Below are 25,907 nucleotides of genomic sequence, written 5' to 3' on the forward strand. Positions count from 1 at the left end.
GAATTCTATCAAGATATCGGACAAAAAGGCGGAGAGACTACCTCTCAAGAGCATGATAAAGAATTCTATCAAGATATCGGACAAAAAGGCGGAGAAACTACATCCCAAGAGCATGACAAGGATTTCTATCAGGAAATTGGCCAAAAAGGTGGAGAAACCACTTCCCAAGAACATGGTGAAGAATTTTACGAGGAAAACGGTTCAAAAGGCGGTAAGCAAAATAATAATAGAAAAAGCTCATAAATTTTAATAGAAAGAAGGCCTGTTCCAAAAAGTAGACAGGCCTTCAGAATTTGATACGTTTAAACCTAAATGATTTGTGACAATCATCAAAAGGCTTTAAAAGAGCAGATGTCAACTTAAATACCTCGTGCAGATTTGAAGAAGGCATATCCGATGTAAGCAAAATCTTTTACCTCAAAGGAGGAGAGACATCATGGAACATGGAAAGGCGCTTTCAATTAAAGGGATTATGACACTTGTAGTCCTATATTTGATCCTGAGTTTAGGGTTTGAAGTTTCTTTCATTAACATGCTCACTTTAACTGTCGTTTTAGGTGCTGTTTCTTATCTACTAGGGGATCTCTATATTTTACCTAAAACCAATAAAATGACAGCTACTATGGCAGACTTGGGAGTCACGTTCCTAATTGTTTGGCTACTTGGGTTCGTTTTAACAGGCATGGACCTAGGGGAAATGGCTTGGGCAGCTGCTATTTCAGCTGTTGCAATGGCTGTAGGTGAATACTTCTTCCATTTTTATATTTCAAAGAAACCTCTTGGCGCCAACAAGGGATTAAGAGCTTCACATAGTCATTAAAACCACTATAAAGAGTAGGTCTGAAAGGGCTACTTCTTTTTAAAATAAATCTATAAAAGGATTCCTTTATAGGGGCCTAAAAAAGAGCTTCCACATAAGCGAAGCTCTTTTTACTTGATTTTTTTAATGGGCCAGAATAGAACACGCCGGGAGAACGCGTAGTGCAGAAGGGGTCTTTTGTTGAAAAAGTGATCAGGTAAAAAAGAAGACAAGTTTTGGTTTTCTATAGCAACTTCTGCATCGTGAATTTTCCATTGTTTGTGATGAATCCCCCCTCTAAATAAAGCACCCTTTTTATAGGACCATAAATAATACCTTTCTAACAGCCAGTAGGCTAGACTTCCTTTTTCCGGGAAATAAGCTTCGGAAATTGGCCCGTAACTTCCTTTAAAAATAGCTTCTGGTTCCCCTTTTCGCATGCTGGTATAGTGAAACGTATTTTCTTTCTCTTCCTTCATTTTCATTTTTGAATAATAATAAGGTAATGTAGCCAATCTGGCACCTAGAACAGCAAGAATTTTATCAGCATCCAAACTAAAAAAATAAATACCGGGGAGCCCGTTACGCCTTACATAGGTCCGTACATTCAGTTCTAAATAGGAATTCAGATAGGGGACTGGAGGCATTTTGCGAAGACGCATATCACTTACTTTGAATGGAATGATCGTAATCCAGGCTGTTCCCTCATAAGTATCCAACTCCAAATCCCTAGGAATATGGTCTTTTATTACTTCCTTGGAAACAGGAAAGTGCATGAATAACAAATGGTTCCATTTTTGTGTCATCAACCAAGGACCATCAGGTAAGGAATATTCTCGGTGTTGGGTGCTCTTTATTATATCTTTATACATATCCTCTCTCCTTGACCGAGCATAGATTATTATGGCTTATCTATAGGCCTTTTCAGTGGCCTGATTAATTATTGCCTTTACTTTCTTTTTTGAAATGAGGTTTTCCTGTCTTTGTTAAATAAAAGGGTCACAAGAAATAATTTTGTGACCCTCCAAAAAAGTGAATATCCAGGGAGAATTAATTGTTCCCTTTTCCTTTAGATACCTCACTTATAATATTACCGGCTACTTGATCAGCATTTTCAACTCCTAAATCTCCTAGCGTGACGACACCATTTACGGCATCATCATCTACTACTAATAGGCGCTTGATCTGGTGATCCTGCATTAGTTTTGCGGCTTCCTCTACTTCCATGTCAGGAGACCCTGTGACTACGTTTTCTGTCATAATGTCCTCTGCCTTTCCCGTGCCCTTAGCTAACCCTTTTACTACAATATCTCGATCCGTTACGACTCCGGCATATTTATCGTTTTCAACAACCGGAAGAAATCCTACATCATCTTTTTCCATCTTCTCTGCTAACGTTTTCAAATCATCGGAAGTCTTACTACTTTCAACGTTCGTGGTCATATATTCTTTCAATAAAGTCATCCCTATTGCACCCTTTCTATCATTAAAGTTTTATCCATGGTCTATTTCCTTAAAACTGTTTAAAAAGCACCTGGGTGAAAGAACTCCTTTCTTCCTCCAGGTACCTATCCTTTTTAAATATATAGTTATGAGACTTTTACCCAGTGTGCAGCATCGTTACTTGATGGAGAAGGGGGAAACTGTTCTCCTTCCTCTACCTTGACTTCCGTGTCATCTTGATTAGAAGAACCACCGTTGACTAAACTCTGTACTTTGTACTTACCACTTTCCGGTGCTTTTTCACCTGTTTTATACGTTTGATTGTTATTAGCCATCTTACTCCACCTCCGATATAAATTTTAGAAAAGAAATGAAGCTGTTCTCTTTTCTACTCACTTGTTCCCAGCACACGAGTGACTAAACGTTCTTAGTGGTGAATTTACTAGTTGTAAATAAAATTGAACTATATTACGGGAAGAGTTTTAATAATGAATAACCATAAAACCTGATTACCCATATCAATATCCACATAAAAAAGAGACTGACTCTAATGGGGAGTCAGTCTCTTTTTATCTTTTATTCATCTAGGGGAGGTGTTCCGTGTACATAGGAAGGAGCAGGCTTGAGCTCCTGTTTGCCTCCGTGTTTCACATAATCAAATTCACCGTTCCCATCTGGAGTCTTTCCAGAAGCCCAGCTTCCTTTTTTGCTTTCCTCTCCTTCAGAGAAGTTCATAAGACTATAAGAAAAGTCAGTTGCTTCCCAATCAGATGGGACTGTAGACGGTACTGTGGTTCCCCGTTTTTCTTCCAATTCCTTAATGGCAGCAATCCATTGGTTTTGGTGCATCGTATCACGAGCTAGAAGGAAGGAAAGCATATCCTTCACTCCCGGGTCATCTGTAATTTCGTATAATCGAGCTACTTGCAGCCTTCCTTGTGACTCGGCATTTAAGTTCGCCCGAAAATCCGCCAGCATATTGCCACTTGCTACGATATAGCCAGCATTCCAAGGAACACCTGTACTGTTCTCTGGCATAGCGCCAATTCCTGATATAATGGCGTGATGAGGGTTCATTCTTCCCATTATGGAGCCAATTACAGGGTCCTCGGCTGCCTTTTCCTGTTCGTTAATAGGAGCATCATCTAATAGTCTTGCGATCATGGTAGCAATCATTTCTACATGACCCAATTCCTCTGCCCCTGAGTAAAAGAGATTTGTTTTCAAGTTCAGGGCCAAACCCCTCCAGTACTTTGGTTCGAAGTTCAAGCCCAGGGCTTGTCTCAATATGTCCCTCACCCGAATGGAGCGTATTGATGATAATGTAAGTCTAATGCTTGGCTTCTAAAAACTCTCTGTAGGTTAGGCTTATTACCTATACCAAGTGCGGATAGATGAATACCTATACTGATGTAAAAGGTTGGGAGGGCTGTTTATGCACCTTGATGAAAAACTTAAGGAAAAAAGAATGACCTACCAAAAAAACAGTCTCCGGCATAGAGCCCGGTTTTTATGTTTGACTGGCTTTAAGTACCTGTGAAAATGGCACCGAATGAATCAGAAAATTGATCTTAATACATATAGTTACAATTGTTTGGCATTGCATGGACTTTTCTGATTATTTACGATAACCGTAGGTTGGTTATTAAATGGCTTTATTTTACAAGCCTTGCAGCTTTTATCCCTGAATAGGCAGCACCTTCCATGTTTGAAAAGTAAGGCTGTTTGGTATAGTCACCTGCTAGGATTAATCCGTTTACGGGAGTATTCTGAGTCGGCCTTAACTGTTGATGTCCTGGCTCAAGACTATGGAAGTCATACACATGATTGATTTGTCGATAATCGATGATTTTATCCTCGAGATCCAAACCGATTTTCTTAGCATCCTTCAGAACCAACTCTAATGTTTCCTTCGGTTCCATCCCTAGAAACTTCTCGGGGGGAGTAAGGATAATGGACAATCTGCCGTTTGATTGTTGGAACGTGGTTCTTGATTGCTCAGCAAAACTGGCCATACACGTAAAAGGGGCAAATGTTGTAATATCAACCGGGAAGGCTGGCTTACTTAACTCGATCTGTAGGCACACAGCTGGCATTAACGGAAGTCTCGCCATCGGTTTATACCATTTTTCGTTGCAAAAATGCGCCTCTAATAATTGTTTAGAAGAATGTAAGGTGGTGGCTAAGATAGTGTGGTTGGAATAAAAGCTTTCACCGTTACTTAACCGAACCCCTTTAATCTGACTATCCTCATAAATGAGGGACTCAACCGTAGAATTGACCATGATCTTCCCACCATTTTTTCCAATCCACTCTGCCATAGGGTCACACATAACTTCAGTCATCCCACCGAGGAAAGCACCAACCCTCATTTTATAGAACTTCGGTATTCCAGGAGCAAAAAGTCCAAAAAACACGTAAGCAGAATAGCGATCCGGAGGTAAAAAGTAAATCCCTGAACTCAAAGGGACAATTAATTGATGAAATGCATCTCGAGTTACACCATGTTTAAAGGCGTATTCCTTAATGTTGAATGAGTCTAATTGTTTTGGTTTGGTTAGAAAATCCATGATTCCCTTCATAAAGAAAGGGATCAGAGACAACTTATCCTTAGCAGTCAAGTAGGATTGATTGCCAATAAACCCTTTGATCGTTTTTATCATTCCATATACCGGAGCAAGACCTAGCACCAATGGCTTTTCATCATCCATTCTGACATGAATTTTGTCTTCCCAGGTAAGAATGTCGGATGGTTTGACTCCTACTTTCCTAAGTAAAAGGGGCAGGTGCGAATAATAACCTATGTATCGGTGAAAACCCGACTCCACCTTCATCCCATCAAAGTCATAGGAAGAGGTTCGCCCTCCGACCACACTTTCTGCTTCTAAAAGCAGGACTCTTTTCCCTTTAGATGTTAGCTGAACACCACTAGAAAGGCCTGCTAGCCCTCCACCGACCACGATTGCATCATACTGTTCCACATTATTTCCTCCTGTATTCTGCTTGATTTCATCCAGATCTATACTATGCGCAGTATTCATTAAGTTATAATAATGTGATATTCCTTACTAGTATGAAGGCTAAGGATACTCGATGACCACTTGTTTACACCCACCTACACCCGTCTTCATTAACTTTCCTATCGGGCAAAATACATTCCAAGGTATATCAGGCACAAAAAATACCGCCTTTCGTGAACTTAGGTTGCTCCAGATAAGAAAACCACTGAGGTCAAATACTTCCCAAACCTAGTAGTCTTCACTGTATCAACTAAGTTTGAATGGTTAGGTAATTTTAAAGAAGCCAATAAGTCTAGTGATAGGAATTTAGGATACACTCCTAAATTCCTCACTTAATCCAGGCATTTTATTCAAAATCATCTGGGTTTTTTTCATCTAAAATTCCCCGTTTCGAGTCGAGTTTTGCCTTGGGCTCCTTCTCCCTTGGGGATGTCTCAGGAAGAACATTTCCCTTAGCATCATATTTTATCTTATCTTTTTGGTTTCCCATATCTACACCTCCTGATTTTGTGTTTACTATTCAGTCCCAGAATCATTTTTCCCTCTTTCATCGGGTTTCTTTTTAGCCTTTTTGGCAGCTGGTTTGATCTCTATATCTGATCCAAATTGTCTGTAGGTTTCTCTTTGGAGAGGAGACCTTTCTATGTTTGGTGGAAGGGACATGACCATGTAAAATCTGTTTCTCCATATACCGGTGAAAAAATATCTCTCCCATGGTAATCACAATAATCACAATAATCACAAGAGCTGTAATCAATGAGGCAGTTCCAAATGAAATGGGTGGGTCAAACAAATATGAGCCCGATATCCAAATTCCTGCCGACACAAGGCCAAATTCAGTAATCGTGGCTGCACCATTACCGAATTTAGCTAATATAAACAAGTCACCGACAATAAACCCAGCACCCGTTAGTAAAATACTTGTGATTAGAATATCGGTTAAGGAGATCCGTATAAACCTCCTAATGCTTTAATATATCTCATAAATTTTCCCCCTTTCTTCCTTTTAATATTCTCCCTTATATTGTCCGTTATTCCTGCATTTAATCTGCACCTTCCATAATCCCATTAAAGGGAAGGTGAGGCCCCCCATTTGGGGTACGTCCAAAGATTACTCTAAGAATAGGCTTTTCCATAGGTTCTAGGAAGGTAGGTGAATAAAAGGAGTCAGCCTGACAAATAAAGAAAGAAAATATTTTAGAAGGGGAAAGGATTTAATGGGGGTTTAGGAGTTATTACTTAGAATTGCCTTATCAATTGGATTGTCAACACAGAACTAGACAACTTTGTTAAGGTGTTTCTTTTTAAACTCAATAGGGCTCGAGTAGCCTAAACTTCCGTGAATACGGATATGGTTGTACCAGTGGACATAGTCAAATAAAGCCAGGTCTAATTGTTCTTGGGTTGCGAAAGTTTCTCCATAAACAAACTCTGTCTTAATCACTTTATATGTAGCTTCAGCGACCGCGTTGTCATAAGGGCAGCCTTTCATACTTAAAGACCGGTCAATGTTAAAGGTTTCTAGTAACTCTTCAATGGCTTGATTCTTAAACTCACTTCCACGATCGGTATGGAAAAGTTCTAAATCACGTAAATTTCCATTGATAGAGGCAAAAGCTTTCTGAACCAAACGGGCATCTTTTTGAGGACCAGAACTGTAACCGATAATTTCACGGTTATACAGATCGAGAATCGTACAAATATAATGCCATTTCGAACGGACTCGTACATAGGTCAGGTCGCTCACCACAACTTTACGAGCCTGGTCTTGAGAGAATTGACGATTCAACGTGTTCCCCTGTTCCGACTCATTACAAGTACTTTTCACCGGCTTAAATTGAGCCACGGTGTATTTAGAGACAAGTCCCTGTTCTTCCATGATTCTACCAATCCTACGACGAGAGACTTGAAAGCCTTTCTTATTTAGCTCGTGTTTGATTTTTCGAGTACCATAGTTCTGCCGACTTTCATGAAAGATTTCGACAATCAGGGTGGTGAGTTCTTCTTCTCGAGATGTGTCTTTTTCTTTTGCTTCATAGTAAAAAGTACTTTTAGGAAGTTGGAGGACGGCACACATTGCTGATACCGAGTATTTGTGAAGGTTGTTCTGAATCACACTTACTTTCGTCCCATGATCAGCGCTGCTTGCTTTAAAATGTCGTTTTCCATGTTTAGTCGCTGGTTCTCTTTACGTAACTGGATGAGTTCTTTTTGTTCAGGTGTGCGATTATCTTCTTCTTTAAATGAACCGGATTGCCGATACTGACTGATCCATCGGTCAAAAGAAGAGGACGTCAATTCATACTCTTTGATAATCTCTTTTCTAGATTTACCATTCTCATAAAGTTGCACAATCTGTTTCTTAAATTCTTCCGTAAACGTACGACGGTTTCTTTTGGTCTTGGTCCGCTCTCCTCGACTGAAATATTTAGTAAAGTGTACCGGACCTTAACGAAACTGTCCAATCAAGTATAGCCTATCCAAATCTCTTTTTTTAGAAGGGGATAGCTAATGTTTTCTTGCACTACCAAGTATTTAATATTTTATTTGAAAATTTTTTTACAAAAGGTTATCTAGGAATAGGCTATTCTCTCCATGCACCTGGAATGTGGATATGGAAGTTTTATTACATGTAATGGGGAGTATCCTAATTTCCTCACTCCCAATGTTAAAGGTATTCAATGCTATCCTTGTATAAGGTACATTTAATAATACCTTATGCCTCAAGAAGGAATAGGTGTATATCCTAAGCTATGTCAGCTGGTTATCTGCCCAAATCATTATAGACAACGTTCATATGCCTAGCTATTGAATAAGGTATAAGGATAATTTTATTGGGAGGAATATAGATGGAACATAATAATGCAAATAAATCCCCACAGCACCTTGCATGGCATGAGACGCTTGAGATTCACGAGTTGGTTGCTTTTCAATCCGTTGGACTAATGAAAATTAAAATGGCGTATTCAGAAGTCAATGACCCTGCTCTAAAAGTTTTATACTCAAATGCTATAAATGGGTTAAGTACGAACCTTCGAGACCTCTTGAAATTTTATCCTTTAATGCCTACTCGCAAACAAGAAGACCAGGTAAGAGTCGACCAAACAGCGTTTTATTCTGGGGATTTACTAGCCCTTTTCAAGACAGGAATCAGGAATTACGCTATTGCTATAAGTGAAACGGCAACACCTTCATTAAGGAACGTGTTGCAACAACATTTAAACAGGACTATCCAAATGCATGCAGATGTTTATTCATTTATGTATCAAAGAGGATATTACCCTTCATATAATCTTACTGAGTTATTAGAGAATGATCAGGATTTGGCTAAGCAAGCACTTTCTTATTCATACTAATATTTTATCCATATATTACAGGGGATCCGGTATGGATTCTCTTTTCATAATAAAATAACTAAAGGATTGCATAAAGTCCAAGTCCACATAATATCTTCCGCATAGTCCGCTATACGGTCCAAGGCCCCTGCTTACACGACGTCAATCTGAGTGGACTACCATTCGTTTGTTAAATTTAACCACTTTTAGTTCCCTCGTTCAAGTTACAGGGGGAATTTCAGTCATTCCTTTAAATAGTGATCCAGATCATTTATTAAATTTTTAAGGGATTCGGCTTGTTTACCATACAATTTCTTAGCTTCATGATCATTTGTTTGTAACGCAAAATTCTCTAAATATTGCAACACCGTATAGTATCGAAAAAGTTGAATCGCAAAAGTTTATTGCTGGTGGTTTGCAGACGGAAGACCTATAAATGCCCAGGAAATAGGTCAAATTGTATATAATTATCGTGCCAAAGAGGTCCATAAGGAATTTATTAAAGGGACTGCGCAGGTCACTAAGTCGAAACAATTGAAAGAACACTTCGAGAGGGGGGTCGAAATTTACCAAAAACATCTTGACATATTGCAATCAATTCTCTCTAAAAACCATTTACCGAAACTTCCTACATGGGAAAATGAAGTCCTGGAGACAACCATTTTTCCTTTTTCTTACAGGCTAATGCATTTTAAACATGCAGCATTAATGTCAGAAACTTCAGCTCGGAGCTGCATTATCAAGTGTGATGAGAAAAGATATTGGAGTACACTTTACGCGTTTAATGGGAGAAGCCCTATTGCCTATGGTTAAAAAAATAGCCAATAAAAATTGTTATGAATATGAATAGGGATCATTTTCCAATGGTGAAGAATGCGGCTTTTCAGCTTGACAAGTAAAGAACTTTAATTCAGGTAATGGATAAAGCCCCAGAAATCATAACTTGAGCCCTTGCCTGCCACTCCTCGTTCGTGAATTGAATCCTCTATATCACCCTCATTATTGTGGGAATAATTGTTCCTATCATACTGTTTATTCACAGGTCAGCACTTGTTCCAGATCAAGTCTAATGCTTCGAACCTTTTGACTTAATCAGCTTTATTCGGGGTATGCTACCTTGTATGAATGCTGTCAAAAGGAGAGACTTTAACGTATGGAAGCTAACAGTTATATACCACGTGAAAAGGGAGTGGATCATACTCTCACTTTGCTATCAGAGGGATATCAGTTTATTCCGAATAGGTGTCGGCGTTATGATTCTGATATTTTCGAAACGCGGTTAATGGGTCAGAAGGTGATCTGTATGAGCGGTAAAGAAGCAGCTGAGGTGTTTTATGATAATGAGCGCTTTAAACGAAAAGGGGCTGCTCCGAAGAGGGTACAAAAGACGTTGTTCGGCAAGAATGGCGTTCAAACTATGGATGGTCCGGCTCATAAGCACCGTAAGGAGTTATTCATGTCCCTGATGACGCCGGATCGTTTAGAGAAGTTAAATGATTTTACGATTCAGCAATGGAATGTGGCGATTGATAAATGGGGGAAAATGGATCAGGTTGTGCTTATGGATGAGGCCCGTGAAATTATGTTGAGAGTCGCATGTCAGTGGGCTGGTGTTAAGCTATGGGCCCGTGAATTGAAGCTGAGGACCAATGACCTGGGGGCGATGGTCGATGCCTTTGGTGCCGTGGGACCAAGGTTTTGGCAAGGGAGACAGGCTCGTATTAGAACGGAAAGTTGGATTAGAAACATGATTAGGCAGGTCCGTAACGGGGAGTTGCACCCACCCAATGATACACCATTGTATGCGATAGCCTGGCATAAGGATTTAAACAACCAGTTGTTAAGCACAAAGATGGCAGCCGTGGAGCTGATCAATATTTTGAGGCCAATCGTAGCGATTGCTAGATATGTAACCTTTGGTGCATTGGCTATGCTTGAACATCCTATATGCCGGGTTAAACTACAATCAGCCAAGAAAGATTACAGCAAAATGTTTGTTCAAGAAACCCGCCGTTATTATCCATTTGGACCATTTGTAGGTGCCAGGGTTAGAAAAACTTTACATGGAATTCACACGATTTTCAGAAGGGGATTTTAGTATTACTTGATATTTACGGGACCAACCATCACCCAGATCTATGGGATAACCCCGAGCAGTTTTGCCCTGAGCGATTCAAGGATTGGAAGGACAATCCATTTGGTTTTATCCCACAGGGCGGTGGTGGTTATGATATGGGGCACCGCTGTGCTGGCGAATGGGTAACCATTCAAGTGATGGAACAAAGTCTAGAATTTTTGGCCAAGCGTATTGATTACCAGGTACCTGATCAGGACTTAAGTATAAGCATGGTAAGAATGCCAACTCTTCCAAAAAGTCGCTTTGTGATCAATCAGGTTAGAAAAATATAAGGGACTCCAACCTTATCTGATTAATGAATGTTGTAAAAAGATATAAAAATGACCTCAAATTCCACATTGATTTGATGGTCATTTTTTATTACGTACGGTGGAAGGGCATTTGCTACTTATTACTTGTCAAAGCCCTTTTTAATCATTTTTTCCGACTTGCATTTTGAGGAGAGGGATAAGTGATTATTTCGAACATATAAGCAGGAAGATCAGAATCAGCCCCTAGCTGTCCCTTCCTGAATGGTAACGATTTACTAACTTAATCTCCTAGGACATAACAAATATTAAAAAAGCCTTACAGCTCATATAGGTGGTGATAAATATGCAAGGACAAAGGAATTGGTTGCCGTTACTAGCATCAGCCGGTATCGGCACATCTGCTTACTATAGCATGACTAGGGGACAAGGTATGGGACAAATCGTACAACGATTTGCGCCACTAGTTGCAGGGATGAGTGGCCAGGGACAACAAAATAGTCAACAATAGCAGCAGTCGTCTAATAGCCAGCTTCAATAAGGCTTCCCTTACTTTTAAAGTGGTTTACGGCATGGCAAGTAATTAATACCGTAGAGAAATAGCATTTCAAGCATGGATAATGATATGATTTTATTTGAACTCATATGTAGATCATTACGCTGTGGCACAGGCCTTTTCTAACCGTCTTAATGATGAGAAAGAACAGGAAGTTGAGAAAGAATAAGAGAGGAAATAATGAGGAAAGGGGCTGAGGCAAAGATAGCCCGGCCACGTACCGATTTACCTATCTGTTGATCTCTGATGTATAATGCGTGAAAAGTGCTGCCATAGCTTATAGCCTACTCCACGTATTTAAGGGTATTTATGTGGCGTTGTATCCGTATGATGTTAAGTTGAAGTATTGAATGGGGTTACATGAAATAGGAAGGAGTTAGGGGGGTTAGCTATTCTTTCTTAAGGATTCAAGCATTTTTTTTGATATGCCCGTGAACTAATATTATTGTAGCAAACAACTAGCCTCTCCGACGATACTATTTGTCTGGGGAGGGTAGTTGTTTTTGTGTTTTAGTATTTTTAAAAAGGGTAATAATTTAGTCTAAAACAAAATTATCAGCTTGGAGGTTTCTTGATGCGATATAATTTTATTTATTTTCCGAGGAAAGATGAACCTAGTAGAAAATCAGATGATTTATGCATTACTGATGAAATTCGCGAATTAATTTCCCAATTCCAGGATGAAAATTTACCTTTAGCAACAAGAGAGAAGACTTTTTATAAAATTATTAAATTAACTAAACAATTAATAAGTTAAATCCTAGTGACATGGTTTTTAGCCGCACTGGTTTAAAGCCACTCAGCCACTCACGGTTACTATTTCAGTTCGCCCGCAGTTGCAGTATTTCACACTCATGGCATGTAAGCAGATGAAGTGGTTTAGATACTCACCGGTTGGAATGAGTCCCCCCTGTGCTTTCTAATAGACCGCACGACCTTTTCTTTTTGAAAAGCCTTTTAGAAGTGCCATAGCAGTGCATTGGAATCCACAAAAACCCTGTCGTGGCATCAATACCATGCTGCAGGACTGTGGTGAGGTATGGAACATTTAAGCAGTTAAGGAAGCTAGATGGAAGTTAAGAAGAAGTCGAGCGACCATCTCTGGCTTTTCCTTTGCTGTTTAAAAAATACCCTTTTGTCCATACTACCGATGGGGTTAGCAACGAGTTAATTAATACAACCGTACCGACTGAACTGTGTGTTGCTAACCCTTTTATATGGAGTTATGGTTACTTGCTTAATTTTTATTAGTCCGAAGTGTGCCTTTCCTACCCCTTCAGTTAGTACATAGGATAAACTATCTACTGATAAAAGGGGGTTAAGCTATGAGTTACGGTTACGGAGGAGGCTTTGCTCTGATTGTTGTCCTCTTCATCCTATTAATCATCGTTGGAGCTGGTGGCTTCGTTGGTGGATTCGGGGGAGGTTACTAATAATACTTCCGAATAACAGCACTTACTGTATTATCTCTCCCCAATACTCTCCCAAAGGTACAGATGAGACGGATACCGCCCCGTCCTCTGTATCTGGGATCAATCGCATCCTTCTTTTCCCCTAATAACAGGGGTGGTAACCATGAAATATATGGTAATAATCATAAAAGTAATCCTATTTTAGCTAATAAAACGAAGTTAATTCCCTTTATGTAAGAAATACTGCACAAAAGTCCCCTTAGAGCTGCCTATGAAAGATACCGTAAATATTTAGATAGGCTACACCCTGTGCATACAAAATTAAACCCTGTAATATCAAGGTATAAATTTATTCAAGGTTGTTTAGTTGGCGGTCCACTTGGAGGATATATTGACCACTATTTTCCTAAAGCAAAATTGGAGTATTTCACCTAAAAAATAAATAATAATATATGCCGTTAATTTGGAGTTTTCCATTTCGTGGATACAATACCTGCAAAAAAGCCCGACTTTCCTTTGTAGGAAGACGGGCTTTATATCCGTATTATTGCAACGGAACAGGGTTGAGAAGTCCAGCCATGGTTTGGGCACTTTCTTGCGGGGCAGGCATTAAAGGATAATAACCTTTTTGTACCATATACTGCCACATTTCATATGCATGACGATTGCTATTTAGAAAGACATTTTCTAGGAAAGAGCGCAAATCAGGGTTAGCACACTCCACGGCTGCGGCTCCATAATTCTTTGCTGAACCTTTTTGATTTAACAAATAAGCTGTAGCGATTTCCCTATCATTATGTGTTTGTACCTGTGTTCTAGGTTGGCCAGTTTCAGGGGCAACTGGTGCTGTAGTAAAGTCGGAAAGTTTTTGTACTTGTTGGTCAGGCTGAAATTTACTAATATCTGGAGTTGTTTGACTTTGTAAAAATTCAACCTTTAAATTGTAATCGGCTACATGGAAAGGAAACTGGCGAGTGAGTATTTCTTTTAACTCTGGGTCCTGAGCCTGTTGAATGAATCCTGCCATACACCCGATTGTGTTATAGACCCCATCGCCAATTCTGTTAAATCATGTAGTTCATGTGAAGCTAACTTCATTTAATTTCCTCCTTTATTCCATAATTAAAAGGCACATATCTTATTATGTACAACTGTAGAAAATTAACTCCTATCTTATCAGTCTTGCAGATTTAATCCCTGAATAGGTAGACCCTTCCATGGTTGAAAAATACGGCTGCTTCGTATAATCCCCTGCTAATTTTAGTCCACTTACGGGTGATTTCTGAGTTGGCCTTAACTTTTGGTATCCAGGCTATGGAAGTCATATACAAATGATTATCCCATACCGCAGGGGATTTCATATCTGTATTAATTTCTGGACTTTTAACTTCTTCTGGAAATGATCTTGATACTTCTTCAACCTTTTGGCGGATTTGCGCTTTCGTTGTTTCACTATCCCCATCTTCAAGCGTAGCTATAACTGTACTGAATCCAGTTGCTGAGGCGGAAGTTATGTCCTCAATACCGCCTGTTTTCAATAATTCTTCTTCCATGAGGTTAATGATTGTACGTTCCACTTCTTGAGGAGTAGCCCCCGGAAACGCTGTTGATATGGAAGCTACATTTACATTGATTTCCGGAATATCTCTCTTAGCTAGTTGTAAATACGTAAATATCCCTGTAAAAATCAGTAATCCAATGATGAATATCCAAACAATTTTTTTAAAGGCATATGATTAGTGAATATAACATTGCTAACCCAGAAATTGTTGACCAGTTGTCACGTGATTTTATAATTCCAAAGAACGTTTATATGGAGCGCTTAGAAAAGATTAAGAGTCGAATTGTACCATCTTTTAGATCTCAATTCTTTAATATGAAAAAGGAGGGATAAAAAGATCGGGTTGGTCTTTATAAAAGATTAGATCTTCTGCTTTTTGATCTGCAACCTGAATAGAGACCACCTCTTTAAGGGATAGAGGATCTCCATTCGAAGTTTCCCCGATAGTCAAATTTTCCATTTCTTCAGGCTTTTTCTTTCAAGTTATGCAATATTTATAGGAAAACGGATATTCTGTCAAAGAAGTAAAAGATCATTGTAAATTTCAAGGGTTTGTGTAACTTTTGATAAAGACAATTAATCATAAAAGGTAGGGGATATAAATTGCATCCAGAACTATACATAAAACTTGTAAAAGAGTTAGAACAAAACTTAAATAGAAAATTTGATAAGGAAGACACTCTGATTAAATGGATGGTGGAGGAGCATAAAAAATTGTCTGAGCACTCTGAGTGTTCCTGAGAGTTTATTACCTATTAAATTGTAGGGAACTTTAACCAACCTGAATTTCGTCTTTATCATTGATTTCTGTATAATCCAAAGTTACGTCATCCGCATTTTCAGGAGGAGATAATACGTTGCCCTCAATTTTCAGCAAGATTTCTTCCTTCTGTAATATTGTCAGTAGGTGGGTATCTCCAGTCAAATCCCAGTCATAAATATATCTTTCAGAAACTTATACCCATTTCATAAAAGAAGGAGGGTGTAATACCTGGGATATTAATTCACCATCCAGAGTAGTTCCGAAAGAATATCAATACCTCTCAACTATGAAAATACTAGAAACGTCAGTAAAAGCACTTTATTCTCCAGGTCATACTCCTTATTAGGAGCATCAGACAAACTGTAATGCCTCATATTAGATAATTGAGAGATAGATAAATCTAAAAGCCTCTCAAGAGTTAATAAACTTTTGAGAGGCTTTTTCTTTATTCTTAAATATGAGCCAGAGGATTGTACCTGTTAGACTAGATTTAAAAGTTTCCGCTTGATATACTTTTTCATCAATCAAAAAAGGGTATTTATCTCTCAAAAGGAAAAGGGTCAGTTATTCAAAATTCAGTATATTATGGGCACTAAAGGCCAAATCAAACTTATCCCTTTACTGTATTAGTGAAAAAAAGATGGCACATTATACTTTTATTGAATCATTTTTTGAATAGCATATATTCCATAAATTGGATGAATTAATAGAAAAATTTTAATCGTAAAAAATAGTTGATAGAATTTATATTAAGTAAAACCAAAAATATAGGGACTTTGCAAAAGTGGAAACATAGCATAACTTTCTAATGTTCAAAGTAACTCTATAGGGAAAGGAGAAAAAATAGAAACTCACATGCGGGGGTTACCTCGCTAAGAGGATGGACCTACCTAGGCTGGAAGGCAAAAATAGTTAAATCCGAATATTAGCATATTATTCTTTAATTCCTTCTGGGATAGCAAAATAAGAAGAATCAATCCTATATTCTTCCTGTTTTTTAGTATTTTTTTGAAGGAGGCGTATCATAAACATCACCTGGGGCCGGTAAAAGTTTAGCTGATGTTCCATAAGGAAAAGGATTAGCTACATATCTAAATTGTCCGCGACCATCCGGGGCTATTCCTTGCGCCCATGGGCCATTAGCATCTGCCTGCCCTCTAGAAGTGTTGTAGAAGTCATAAGCTACCTCTTGCTTTTCTTTAGATCTTGGGAAGGTAGTTGGAACAACCACATCCCCTGATTTTTCCTCCAGCTCTCTTATCGCTTGGATCCACTGGTTTTGGTGAGCCGTGTCACGTGCTAATAAAAAGCTTAATGTATCTTTTACGCAAGGATCATCTGTTAATTCATATAACCTAGCAACTTGGAGTCTTCCTTGGGATTCAGCATTCAGGTTGGCACGGAAATCTGCTAATAAATTTCCACTGGAAATAATATAATCTGCTGTCCACCGGTTTCCTACGCTATCGGAAGGCATGGCGCCCAACCCAGAAACAATTGCATGCTGTGGGTTCATCCCACCCATAATAGCAGCAATAGCTGGATCTGAATTATAGGCACTTTCTTGTTGTTCAAGAGAAGTATTATCTAGAAGACGAGCAATTAACGTTGCGAGAATTTCTACATGAGCAATTTCCTCCGTGCCAATATCCATTAATAAATCACGATACCTTTTATTCCCTCCCCGTACATTCATCCCTTGAAATAAATACTGCATCATTACGGAAATTTCTCCCCATTGTCCACCGAGTACTTCCTGTAGTTGCTTTGCAAAAATTGGATCAGGTTGTGACACTTTGGCTTCATATTGTAGTTCTTTAACATGGAAAAACATCAAATACCTCCTTTAATATTCATTTCTAACTTATGACAAAAAAAAGGCTTTGATGAGAGTGAAAGATAAAAATCAGATCTTTTCTATGGAACCTAATAATATGAAACTGTTCAACTTCTTGTAGCAATTAGAGAAAAAGCTAATTAATAAGTAACAACGCTTGCTGGATTCATTGCTGATATTGAAGGATATCCCTTTTTGTTTATTTTCTTCTCTTCTCCCTTATTGGTGTCTTAACCCTCTTTTTAAACCTAAAAGTGTATCGGATTAGGCATTAAATATCACGGTGTAATCGTAAAAGCAATCACAGCAATGGGAAAACTTTCGTTAATTTTTTTTGTTATACATGAAATTTTGATTGTTATACTACTATCTCCAATCGCGTTCAATTTAGGGGCATTTTTAACTGTCACAACTTCCGTATCACTCGGCATCGTTATGTGGAGCGTTACTTTATCAGTTGCATACTTCATGAACTCGTCAAATAGAGGGGCCGTTAGAAAAATACATGCGTTATTTGACTTATAAAAAACAAGTATAAGTAAATACTGGATTAATTATAAAATGTTATTTTCTATGAATACTTCTACAATTTAAACAAACAGGGACCCATCTGCATATTTAAAGAGAAGAAGGTCATTTGTAGGGTTTTAATGGGTTAAAATTAAAGGGAAAAAGTTTTGGAACAAGAAAGAAGCAGATATAGATAATGAAGTTATTAATGGATGGAAAGACATTCGGGAGATACTGTAGCTTGATTAGCTTTATTTCGAATTCAAGTCTTCAAGGAAAGACCAGCTATAAAATGTCAAGTAACCAGGATCAATGGAACCAACTTCACCTAAGATGACTGCCGCCGTGACATCATTTACACCTGTTATGGTTGTTAAATAATGCTGTTGTCGGTGAGCCAATTGTTTTTCAAATAGAGCTATTTGTTCCAGGAGAAGATGGATTTGCATTTTAAATGCCTCTTTACCTATGGAAATACCGAAGGTACTTTGGGCACTTTCTTTCAATTGTTCAGCTTTACAACGAGCTCTTGTAATACCGTACCGTCCTTTACTGACACGATAAAGGACATCGGCTAGTTTGTTTGTAGCAATGTCTGAAAGGTCTTCGGGTAGTGTAAAGTTATACATCAGAAAACACTTGTTCATATTCAGGGAAAACCTGATCTAGTAAAGCAATGATTTTACGCTTAACGTCTGAACTTTGGTCTACCAATGCATAACGCAGCCTCTCGAGGTGTCTAAGTTGAAGGAGGTCTTCTTGATGGAGTCGCTTCTGGAGAGTCAATGCGAATCACTTGAGCAATTAAGTATGCATCTTTAATATCTGTTTTGGTTTTTCGAATATAAAAATTACGGAGTGCATCTGATTGCATAGGATTGAAAGAAGTCACTTTGTATCCAAGTTGATGAAGGAAAGAAAAGAGAGATAACCAATAGTGACCCTTGGCTTCCATCCCACAAGCACAATTTTCAGGTGTCACCTGGTGTTGGTTTAAGAATGTCAGAAGCTTTTCACTACCCTTTATGGAATTAACGAAACGAATGGTTTTCCCAATAGGGTTCCCACTTTCATTGATTAATCCAGCTTCATGATGACGTTTTCCGATATCAATACCAAGATAAATCATAAACGATACCACCCACATAATATTAATCAGATGAAAGGAGACCTCTTACCTTTATAGATATTCAACTTCGTTAGATATACGGCAACTATGTACCATCCAGCTCATATGAATAGTTCTATAAAGAAAGAGGTGTCAGTCTATAGCACGAAGACGATGCTTCAAGGGGGCAGAGAGACAACCTCAATCTGATTTAACCCCATTATACCTTCAGCTAAAGGTATGATGGATTTAAAACCAGAAATAATCTGGTTAATAATATACGAGGGGGCGATAGCTGAATACCAATAAGGTGATTTCCAGCTCTTTATTTTTTCGATAATCGGGAAGTTTAACGGAAGTATTGTTCATATTATATAGAAAAATTTGGTTTGAGGGTCACTAATCGCTCTGATAGGTAACCTTTAATAAAGCACTAAGGGTGTTTAAACAATAGAAGTAGTTATATCGTGAAAATAATTATTTCGTATTCTTTTTTTTAGATAGCATATGTTTATCCATCGTTCCAGGCGGCTCTTCAAGCCATCCGTTACGTACCATGATGTCACCGCCATCTTTCGCATATCGAGCAATTTCCACGGATAGTCGTTCATAATTTACCATAAGGTCATTTCTTTGACTTGCTGCTGCCGCGGTTGAATAGTTACCTACCCCAGCCCCACTTAATACTCCCATGTGAAAGAGGATAAGCTTGTCTGAAAATGGTGGTTTAGTGGAGTCTGTAATACTAACATCCGATGAAGCAGGAGCTTGGATGTCATTATCTATAAGCAATTTCGCAAATATATTAACATGTTTTTTTGAAATGTCAGCTCCACGTAACAACCATTTTTGAACCTCTTCATTAGGGGATGTTTGAGCAAAACTAAGCGCTAGTTTATTACCTATCAAGTTGGTTTGAATATTCATAAACAAATGTGATAACTCAACTGTATTCAATGGCCTTTGGTTGCCGAGCAGAGCATACCCATTGAAATATTTTTTTGATTCTACAAAATCCGTTTTTGTTGGATAGGCAACATAAGGTGATCGAACAAATAAACCTTTTGAGAGAAGTACGTTTGAACTATTGTCGTATAAATCAGATGTTTCTTGTAGTCCTTCCATAAAATAATCCCTTATATCTTTTCGAGCACTCATCGCTATAAAGCTGCTATAAGCAAGTAATCCTACCTTAGCCATATGATTGATATAGGTAAGCATAAACATGTCTGTATATAGTTTAGGAGCATTTAGATTTAAATCATGTTCTTCCGTAAATCCAGTAGGGATAGGTAAACCTTCATTATGGAAGGTATCTGTTAATTTCTCTATATGGGTCGATGAAAGATCATAAGAGAACTGTACTACAGATCGAATCTCTTCATCTTCCGCATATTTTAAAAAATGGCTTAATATACAAACAGACATAGTATCATTCATATAAGAAGTCCAGATAGAACTTAATTCGGAAGAAGTTAGCTTAGTATGATTTTGTGTCATAAAGGGCAGCCTCCAATGGATAAAAATTTTAGCTAAATATATTCTTTGCAAAAAAGGCTATATTATTAAGACAAAAGGTAGGTTATCTTAGATTCGAATTTCATAACTGAGAGCGCATAACAGTAGAAGCTAATGTCGAAGGAATGGAAGAGTCGAAAAAAGGTAAAAATGCAGGGGTGCTTTTCAATAAGTATGGCTGTAGCATGCTTCAAGTTTTGCAATATTTATAGGAAAACCGATATTCTGTCAAAGAAGTAAAAGATCATTGGAAATTTCAATGGTTTGTGTAACTTTGATAAAGACAATTAATCATAAAAGGTGGGGATATAAATTGCATTAAGAACTATACATAAACCTTGTAAAAGAGTTAGAACAAAAATTAAATAGAAAATTGACTGATAAGGAAGACGCCCTGATTAAATGGATGGTGGAGCAACATAAAAAATTTTCTGAGCACTCTGAGTGTTCATGAGAAGTTTTTATAGTGTAAGGAATATTAAATTATTAAATATTTCCAAAGCTGAGAGGTATTGATACTCTTTCGGTACTACTCTTGATGGTGAATTAATAATACAGGTTTATTATGACTACCTTCTTTTTTGGGTATAATTTTCTGAAAGATATATTTATGACGGGGATTTGACTGGAGATACCCATCTAATCTACATGCTGACCATATTTCAGAAGGGAGAAATCTTGCTGAAAAATTGAGGGCAAGAACAAGCACCATAACAAAGTTGTCTAGTTTGGGGCTGAAAATCCATTCCAAATAAGTTAATACCACCTGGTTGAATGAGACTATTTATAGGAGGAACTTTTTTAGACTTGCTCTACAGAGTGTTGAATACTTCCCGTGATAAGGAGGAATCATACTACTATATTATATTTAGTTAGTCAAAGATGGTAAAGGAGTGCTTAAATGGATACTGCTCGTAAACCGATAGCGTCATCCGAACTGGCAACGCTTTGGATCGCTTATCAGAAAAAGACAATGATGGTACAAGTTACGGAGTATTTTTTGTCAAAAAGTAAGGACCCCGGTGCAATAGAATTGTTACGCACCTTTCATGAGGAAGAGAAGAAATGTGTTGGGGAAATAACACAAATTTTAGAACTGGACAGTGTTGCCATTCCGGTTGGCTTCACAGAAAATGATGTGAATCATGAAGCCATTCCATTATTTGATGATATTTATCATATTTTCTATTTGCGAATGATGGCTAAAATTGCTTCAGCTCTCCATGCCCTCCATATGACAATGACCTATCGAAAAGACATTTTGGAAATGTATAAAAGCTTCACGGCGTTTGCTGAAGAAACATATATAAAAACAAGCCAATATTTATTGGAAAAAGGTGTGCTCCCTAAATCTCCTGCTGTTACACCACCTAATCAAGTTGCATTTGCGAAAGAGAAAGACTATAGGTCGGGGTTTAAAACCATGGGTAATCGAAGAACCTTAAATACAGTCGAAGTTGCTTATCTTTACCAGGGGATTGAAGCAAATGTTACTGGAATGAAGTTAATGACTGGATTTTCCCAAGTAGCACAAGAAAGGGAAGTTAAAGACTATTTTATTCGCGGGAAAAATATTTCTAAAGAAATTATTAACACTTTCAGTAAAATATTATTAGATAGTGACATTGTGGTACCCACTACGTCTGGGGGGCAAATTACGGATTCAAAAATATCCCCTTTTTCGGATAAGCTAATGATGTACAATACTTCTATTTTAACCAGCTTTGGTTTAGGAAGCAATGCACTAGGTACCTCGTTCAGCCTACGAAAAGATTTGCCTTTAAAAATGGCGAAGGTGGCAAAAAATGTTTATGACTTTGCCACTGATGGAGGAGATTTAATGATTAAGTACGGTTGGGCAGAGGAACCTCCACAAATGGAAGATAGAACGGCATTATCTGAAGGTGAAAAAAAGTAGAGATAATGGTGCTAACATAATGATGAAAAATGGATGGAAAAACCGCCTACTCTAGCGGAACGAGAAAATCATTAAAATGTAGATAGGGAAATGTCAATGAATATGAGTAAAAACGATAAGTTAGAGACACTCTTATGGAGCATTGCTTTTCCTGGTTTTGGACAAGGTACTAAACCAAAAATACGTAAAAGGGTTCTTTTTTATCATCTTAGAAATCGTTATTAATGTTCAGGCCAATTTCAATCAGATCATCGTTTCTAGTTTCCATGGGAATATTGATCTGGCCATTAAACAGGCAGATTATTCGTGGTTAATGTTTTATCCTTGTCTATATTGTTTTGCAGTTTGGGATGCTTATAAAGATGCGCAAGGTAAGGAGCCTATCTTAGCTTTTCTTCCATTCATAGGGGCAGCTTATTTCGTTACAATTGGGCTAATAATGTCTCCAATTTTTCAAGTATCAGGTATATTGCTTGGTCCTGTATGGTTACCCATCCTATTTTTGATCCCGGGTATTGGCATAGGTTTATTTTTCAGATCTTTTCTAATAAAATTAGATCGGAAAAGTAGTTATAGGGACGATTACAGTAAATAGTTATTGTACTCAAGGACTTGTTAAATAACAGTGTTGTAATCGCTTGGAGATCTTTTTGATAAGTTGTAAATTAAATGGCAAGGGTTGGGATCATTACTGGTTTGAGGTGTTACTTCCGACTGGATATTGACTGGATTTTCTTAAATAATACTGATATCTTATTTAATCTCATACTTATATCGTAAAGTTGGAAAAACGATTACATAGGGGTTTTTAGGTACCGTCAATAAGTTTGTGTAAAGCGATAAGGTATCCTCCGGTGGAGGAAGGTTATTCTTCCACCTGTGTTTCTGTAGGGGATCCATAACGTTCTTCAAACATCTGTTGAAGCGTGGGGGCTGCTTCTTTGAAGCCCCGAAGCTTACGGGTCGCCCATTTCGTGTTGCATTCGTCGGAAACCAGGTAAATCACCTTCTCTACGGCCTGCTCGGAAGGAAGACTGTTCATGGTTTTCAAACGTTTCTTAAATTCCTTCATGGTGCGTTCAATAATATTGGTAGTATAAATCATGGGCCGGATCGAAGAGGGATAAGCCATGAATGCTGTCAGGGCAGAGAAATCCTCTCTCCATGACTTGGCGATTTTGGGATATTTCTTGTCCCATTTCTCACGAAAAGCTTCCAACTGCTTGTGCGCTTCGTCGGTAGAGTTCGACTGGTAGATTGACTTGACGTCTTCAGCTACGGCAGATTGATCTTTTTTCCGCACCTGATTCAAGGTGTTACGGACTTTATGTATGATACATCGCTGGACATCGGCTCTGGGATAGACTTCTTTCATCGCTTCTTCCAAGCCGGGCAGACCGTCGAACACTCCGAGAAGGACTTCTTCGCATCCGCGCGTATGGATGTCCCGAAGGACCTCTTTCCAACCGGTCGAGCATTCCTTACCACCTACATAGAACCCAAGAATCTCCCGATAGCCGTCTTCGGTGACTCCAATAACGACGTAGACCACCTCATTCGCAACATCACCCGACGCAGCTTTAGATACGTGCCATCAAGGTAAAGAACAGAATAACGCTTCTCCAGCGATCGTTCCTGCCAAGTGCGAATGTCATCCATTACAATATCTGTGATATTACTGATCGTGGAAGGCGTATAAGCATGCCCGAGAATGCGTTCGAGAAATCTCCCGGTTTCCCGTGTACTCATCCCTTTTTGATACATCGTGATGATCGTTTCCCCGAGCCACTGTTCGTATCGCTGATACGGTTGAAACACTTCCGTCTGGAATGCATTCTCCCGGTCTCTCGGAACCTGAAGGTTCTCGATCCGTCCATACTTGGTGTCCAAGTGCCGTTTATAGCTGCCATTCTTGTAGTTTTTTAGTTCCGGATCTTCCTCAAAATACTGGTTCATTTCTTCTTTCATGATGGTTTCGAGCTTTTCCTGGACGAAAGATCGTACCATTTCATCTAATTGATTTTCGAGATTGTTTTGTCCTATACTTGAAGAGATAGGTAGGGCATCTCCTTTCACGAGTTGATTTGGTCGTTAACTGTGAGGATACCCTACCTCTTTTTTTGTGTTCAAGTATTTTTTTACACAAACTATTGTACGTCATCATTTTACAAAAATAGGATTTATATACAATTTAATATTGTGAAATTAAATTAGTTGCTTAGATCGAAGATAATGTAAGCTTGGCATATTAATAATGTCAGATTAGAAAGGTACTATATCTCATTATCGAATCTTCCGAATAAGGGGCATTCCTTTAAAGACTGTTCGATACGGGCGGAAGGTAAGAAGTAAAGATTCTTAAAAAGGGCAGTCCCTTGAAAAATGGGTTCGCCTTTAATTGCATGACAGCGATTTAAACTAAAATACAACTAGATAACAGGATAATACTGACCATACCGTGGATTACAATAATATGGCGGTCTAGGTCCGATTTTAGGCATTTGCCAAGTATGGGGATTGAAATCGTATAACATTTCAATTTTTTCATCGAAATGATCCATCAACAAAAACTTTACTTCTGGATTATAATAATACAAAATGATAACCTCCCTAGAGTTTTTCTTTTTCCTTCACCTTATTCAACCTTTCTAAGTATTGAGCCCGTACAGCGATAGTATTAATACACCTAGGCAAATTGCCTTTGACCATGCACTTGATTAGCCCATACCACATAAAGTACCGAAGAATGGACATTCGGGGAGGACTACCATGACTCAAAAATATCAAAAAAACACTGATGAACAAGGTTATCCAATGTATCCAAACTACGGGAAAATCACACGTTATGAAGACATTCCAATTACTGTGCCAGAACAACGTCAGCTTCGCCAGCCGGGTGTAGAAAAGCTGATGGTTCCAAGACCTATTATTGAAAATCCCAATTATGAGGGAAGCGGAAAACTGGTAGGAAAGGTCGCACTTATTACTGGTGGTGACAGTGGAATTGGTGCAGCAGTCGCCATCACATTTGCTAAAGAAGGGGCTGATGTTGCCATTTCTTATTTAGACGAACACGAGGATGCGAACCGAACAAAGAAAAGAATTGAAGAGATTGGTCAACGTTGTTTATTATTGCCAGGTGACTTAAGAGAAAAACAGCAGTGCGTTAACATTGTAGAAGAAACGATTCAGTCTTACGGACAACTGAATGTGCTTTGTAACCATGTTGGGATTCAGCTTCAGCAATTAAGCTTACTAGATATCACCGATGAGCAATTTGATGATACCTTCAAGGTAAACATCTACTCACATTTCTACACAACTCGAGCAGCACTTCCGTATCTAAATGTAGGTAGTTCGATAATAAATACAACTTCTGTTGTGACGTATATAGGGAACAAACAATTGATTGATTATACAGCGACTAAAGGAGCTATTGTTGGTTTCACCCGTGCATTGGCAAATAATCTTGTAGACAAAGGTATCCGAGTAAACGCGGTTGCTCCTGGAAGGGTATGGACACCCCTCATACCAGCAAGTTTCTCTGCGGACCAGGTTACGCTTGTTGAAAACCCAATGCAGCGTCAAGGTCAGCCATTTGAACTTGCCCCTACTTATGTTTATCTTGCTTCAGACGATTCGCGTTTTGTAACTGGTCAAACACTTCATGTTAACGGAGGGGAATGGACGTCATCCTAATTAATTTTAGTTAAAACTTCAAGTGAAATAAAGCTCAAGCGAA

The 25,907-nt window shown here is 38.4% G+C and carries 21 protein-coding genes and 7 pseudogenes; 12 read left to right on the forward strand and 16 right to left on the reverse strand.

The window, feature by feature from the left end; translation table 11 throughout:
• On the forward strand, positions 1–243 hold a 243-nt coding region (locus BLW54_RS19960), incomplete at its 5' end, for a KGG domain-containing protein (RefSeq protein WP_167358844.1).
• A 193-nt stretch (positions 244–436) separates the two neighbouring features.
• A complete protein-coding gene (locus BLW54_RS19965) occupies positions 437–820 on the forward strand; it encodes a DUF2512 family protein (RefSeq protein ID WP_074736499.1) in 384 nt (127 codons plus the stop codon).
• Positions 821–930: 110 nt separating this feature from the next.
• On the opposite strand, the gene BLW54_RS20880 is transcribed toward BLW54_RS19965, so the two are convergent.
• The 8 genes and pseudogenes from BLW54_RS20880 to BLW54_RS20000 all read right to left on the reverse strand — a co-directional run bounded on the left by BLW54_RS20880 (position 931) and on the right by BLW54_RS20000 (position 7,617).
• Positions 931–1,671, reverse strand: a complete 741-nt coding sequence (locus BLW54_RS20880; protein ID WP_244153559.1) for a YqjF family protein — start codon at positions 1,669–1,671, stop codon at positions 931–933.
• 178 nt (positions 1,672–1,849) lie between these two features.
• Positions 1,850–2,263: a CBS domain-containing protein gene (locus tag BLW54_RS19975; protein ID WP_074736503.1), complete on the reverse strand. Its 414-nt coding sequence runs from the start codon at positions 2,261–2,263 to the stop codon at positions 1,850–1,852.
• Positions 2,264–2,388: 125 nt separating this feature from the next.
• Positions 2,389–2,577, reverse strand: coding sequence for a YjzC family protein (locus BLW54_RS19980; RefSeq protein WP_074736505.1), 189 nt, complete (start codon positions 2,575–2,577; stop codon positions 2,389–2,391).
• Between the two features lie 241 nt (positions 2,578–2,818).
• Positions 2,819–3,466 (reverse strand): annotated as a pseudogene (locus tag BLW54_RS19985) (manganese catalase family protein); the annotation flags it as partial.
• Between the two features lie 431 nt (positions 3,467–3,897).
• Positions 3,898–5,223 carry an FAD-dependent oxidoreductase gene (locus tag BLW54_RS19990; protein ID WP_074736507.1) on the reverse strand — a complete coding sequence of 442 codons (1,326 nt, stop codon included), beginning with the start codon at positions 5,221–5,223 and terminating at the stop codon, positions 3,898–3,900.
• Between the two features lie 385 nt (positions 5,224–5,608).
• The gene (locus BLW54_RS20845; protein WP_167358845.1) at positions 5,609–5,752 is read right to left on the reverse strand and encodes a hypothetical protein; all 144 of its coding nucleotides are present in this window, start codon (positions 5,750–5,752) and stop codon (positions 5,609–5,611) included.
• Between the two features lie 72 nt (positions 5,753–5,824).
• Positions 5,825–6,229, reverse strand: coding sequence for a DUF2512 family protein (locus BLW54_RS21360; protein WP_083391585.1), 405 nt, complete (start codon positions 6,227–6,229; stop codon positions 5,825–5,827).
• Positions 6,230–6,538: 309 nt separating this feature from the next.
• Positions 6,539–7,617, reverse strand: a protein-coding gene (locus tag BLW54_RS20000; RefSeq protein WP_139254232.1) for an IS3 family transposase whose coding sequence is annotated in 2 segments (ribosomal slippage) — positions 6,539–7,416 and positions 7,416–7,617 — 1,080 coding nt in all. Because the reading frame shifts where the segments join, the coding sequence is not laid out codon by codon here.
• A gap of 494 nt (positions 7,618–8,111) precedes the next feature.
• Here BLW54_RS20000 and BLW54_RS20010 point away from each other — a divergent pair.
• Entirely contained in the window at positions 8,112–8,618 is a 507-nt protein-coding gene (locus BLW54_RS20010) for a spore coat protein (RefSeq protein ID WP_074736515.1), read from the forward strand.
• Positions 8,619–8,839: 221 nt separating this feature from the next.
• Here BLW54_RS20010 and BLW54_RS21365 read toward each other — a convergent pair whose 3' ends face one another.
• The gene (locus BLW54_RS21365) at positions 8,840–8,965 is read right to left on the reverse strand and encodes a DUF1657 domain-containing protein (protein WP_167358846.1); all 126 of its coding nucleotides are present in this window, start codon (positions 8,963–8,965) and stop codon (positions 8,840–8,842) included.
• Between the two features lie 22 nt (positions 8,966–8,987).
• Here BLW54_RS21365 and BLW54_RS21370 point away from each other — a divergent pair, with 22 nt between their 5' ends.
• The 5 genes from BLW54_RS21370 to BLW54_RS20035 all read left to right on the forward strand — a co-directional run bounded on the left by BLW54_RS21370 (position 8,988) and on the right by BLW54_RS20035 (position 12,971).
• Positions 8,988–9,410, forward strand: a complete 423-nt coding sequence (locus BLW54_RS21370; RefSeq protein ID WP_083391587.1) for a DUF3231 family protein — start codon at positions 8,988–8,990, stop codon at positions 9,408–9,410.
• A gap of 340 nt (positions 9,411–9,750) precedes the next feature.
• Entirely contained in the window at positions 9,751–10,695 is a 945-nt protein-coding gene (locus BLW54_RS20025) for a cytochrome P450 family protein (RefSeq protein WP_341853324.1), read from the forward strand.
• An 11-nt stretch (positions 10,696–10,706) separates the two neighbouring features.
• A complete protein-coding gene (locus BLW54_RS21255; RefSeq protein WP_341853325.1) occupies positions 10,707–11,006 on the forward strand; it encodes a cytochrome P450 in 300 nt (99 codons plus the stop codon).
• 322 nt (positions 11,007–11,328) lie between these two features.
• Complete coding sequence (locus tag BLW54_RS20850) at positions 11,329–11,493, forward strand: hypothetical protein (RefSeq protein WP_167358847.1); 165 nt, start codon at positions 11,329–11,331, stop codon at positions 11,491–11,493.
• Positions 11,494–12,863: 1,370 nt separating this feature from the next.
• On the forward strand, positions 12,864–12,971 hold the full coding sequence (locus BLW54_RS20035) for a YjcZ family sporulation protein (RefSeq protein WP_074736521.1): 108 nt from the start codon (positions 12,864–12,866) through the stop codon (positions 12,969–12,971).
• Positions 12,972–13,494: 523 nt separating this feature from the next.
• On the opposite strand, the pseudogene BLW54_RS20040 reads toward BLW54_RS20035, so the two are convergent.
• The 4 genes and pseudogenes from BLW54_RS20040 to BLW54_RS20050 form a co-directional block, all read right to left on the reverse strand.
• Positions 13,495–14,048 (reverse strand): annotated as a pseudogene (locus BLW54_RS20040) (spore coat protein).
• A gap of 70 nt (positions 14,049–14,118) precedes the next feature.
• A pseudogene (locus BLW54_RS21075) lies at positions 14,119–14,202 on the reverse strand (hypothetical protein); the annotation flags it as partial.
• A 112-nt stretch (positions 14,203–14,314) separates the two neighbouring features.
• A pseudogene (locus BLW54_RS20560) lies at positions 14,315–14,668 on the reverse strand (efflux RND transporter permease subunit); the annotation flags it as partial.
• A gap of 1,603 nt (positions 14,669–16,271) precedes the next feature.
• Positions 16,272–17,108 (reverse strand): manganese catalase, encoded by an 837-nt coding sequence (locus BLW54_RS20050; RefSeq protein WP_074736525.1) that lies wholly within the window; start codon positions 17,106–17,108, stop codon positions 16,272–16,274.
• A gap of 291 nt (positions 17,109–17,399) precedes the next feature.
• On the opposite strand from BLW54_RS20050, the gene BLW54_RS21375 reads away from it, so the two are divergent.
• Entirely contained in the window at positions 17,400–17,636 is a 237-nt protein-coding gene (locus BLW54_RS21375) for a DUF418 domain-containing protein (RefSeq protein ID WP_439330207.1), read from the forward strand.
• 293 nt (positions 17,637–17,929) lie between these two features.
• Here BLW54_RS21375 and BLW54_RS21415 read toward each other — a convergent pair.
• Both BLW54_RS21415 and BLW54_RS20070 read right to left on the reverse strand, forming a co-directional pair.
• A pseudogene (locus BLW54_RS21415) lies at positions 17,930–18,750 on the reverse strand (IS110 family transposase); the annotation flags it as partial.
• Between the two features lie 456 nt (positions 18,751–19,206).
• Positions 19,207–20,229, reverse strand: coding sequence for a DUF3231 family protein (locus BLW54_RS20070; protein WP_074736532.1), 1,023 nt, complete (start codon positions 20,227–20,229; stop codon positions 19,207–19,209).
• 919 nt (positions 20,230–21,148) lie between these two features.
• Between BLW54_RS20070 and BLW54_RS20080 the strand changes: the two genes are divergently transcribed.
• Positions 21,149–22,165 (forward strand): DUF3231 family protein, encoded by a 1,017-nt coding sequence (locus BLW54_RS20080; RefSeq protein ID WP_074736534.1) that lies wholly within the window; start codon positions 21,149–21,151, stop codon positions 22,163–22,165.
• 102 nt (positions 22,166–22,267) lie between these two features.
• A pseudogene (locus BLW54_RS21095) lies at positions 22,268–22,760 on the forward strand (hypothetical protein).
• Between the two features lie 270 nt (positions 22,761–23,030).
• Here the strand turns inward: BLW54_RS21095 and BLW54_RS20090 are convergent.
• Positions 23,031–24,220 (reverse strand): annotated as a pseudogene (locus tag BLW54_RS20090) (IS256 family transposase).
• A gap of 714 nt (positions 24,221–24,934) precedes the next feature.
• Between BLW54_RS20090 and BLW54_RS20095 the strand changes: the two are divergent.
• Positions 24,935–25,864 (forward strand): SDR family oxidoreductase, encoded by a 930-nt coding sequence (locus BLW54_RS20095; protein ID WP_074736535.1) that lies wholly within the window; start codon positions 24,935–24,937, stop codon positions 25,862–25,864.
• Positions 25,865–25,907 lie beyond the last annotated feature (43 nt).

It is taken from the genome of Halobacillus karajensis, assembly GCF_900108515.1.
GTDB lineage: Bacteria > Bacillota > Bacilli > Bacillales > Halobacillaceae > Halobacillus > Halobacillus karajensis.

Coding starts and splice junctions, on each gene's coding strand:
- BLW54_RS20095 (WP_074736535.1), top strand. CDS start 24,935: ATGACTCAAAAATATCAAAAAAACACTGATGAACAAGGTTATCCAATG.
- BLW54_RS20880 (WP_244153559.1), bottom strand. CDS start 1,671: ATGTATAAAGATATAATAAAGAGCACCCAACACCGAGAATATTCCTTA.
- BLW54_RS20050 (WP_074736525.1), bottom strand. CDS start 17,108: ATGTTTTTCCATGTTAAAGAACTACAATATGAAGCCAAAGTGTCACAA.
- BLW54_RS20080 (WP_074736534.1), top strand. CDS start 21,149: ATGGATACTGCTCGTAAACCGATAGCGTCATCCGAACTGGCAACGCTT.
- BLW54_RS19975 (WP_074736503.1), bottom strand. CDS start 2,263: ATGACTTTATTGAAAGAATATATGACCACGAACGTTGAAAGTAGTAAG.
- BLW54_RS20025 (WP_341853324.1), top strand. CDS start 9,751: ATGGAAGCTAACAGTTATATACCACGTGAAAAGGGAGTGGATCATACT.
- BLW54_RS20845 (WP_167358845.1), bottom strand. CDS start 5,752: ATGGGAAACCAAAAAGATAAGATAAAATATGATGCTAAGGGAAATGTT.
- BLW54_RS19965 (WP_074736499.1), top strand. CDS start 437: ATGGAACATGGAAAGGCGCTTTCAATTAAAGGGATTATGACACTTGTA.
- BLW54_RS20070 (WP_074736532.1), bottom strand. CDS start 20,229: ATGACACAAAATCATACTAAGCTAACTTCTTCCGAATTAAGTTCTATC.
- BLW54_RS20010 (WP_074736515.1), top strand. CDS start 8,112: ATGGAACATAATAATGCAAATAAATCCCCACAGCACCTTGCATGGCAT.
- BLW54_RS20035 (WP_074736521.1), top strand. CDS start 12,864: ATGAGTTACGGTTACGGAGGAGGCTTTGCTCTGATTGTTGTCCTCTTC.
- BLW54_RS20850 (WP_167358847.1), top strand. CDS start 11,329: ATGCAAGGACAAAGGAATTGGTTGCCGTTACTAGCATCAGCCGGTATC.
- BLW54_RS19980 (WP_074736505.1), bottom strand. CDS start 2,577: ATGGCTAATAACAATCAAACGTATAAAACAGGTGAAAAAGCACCGGAA.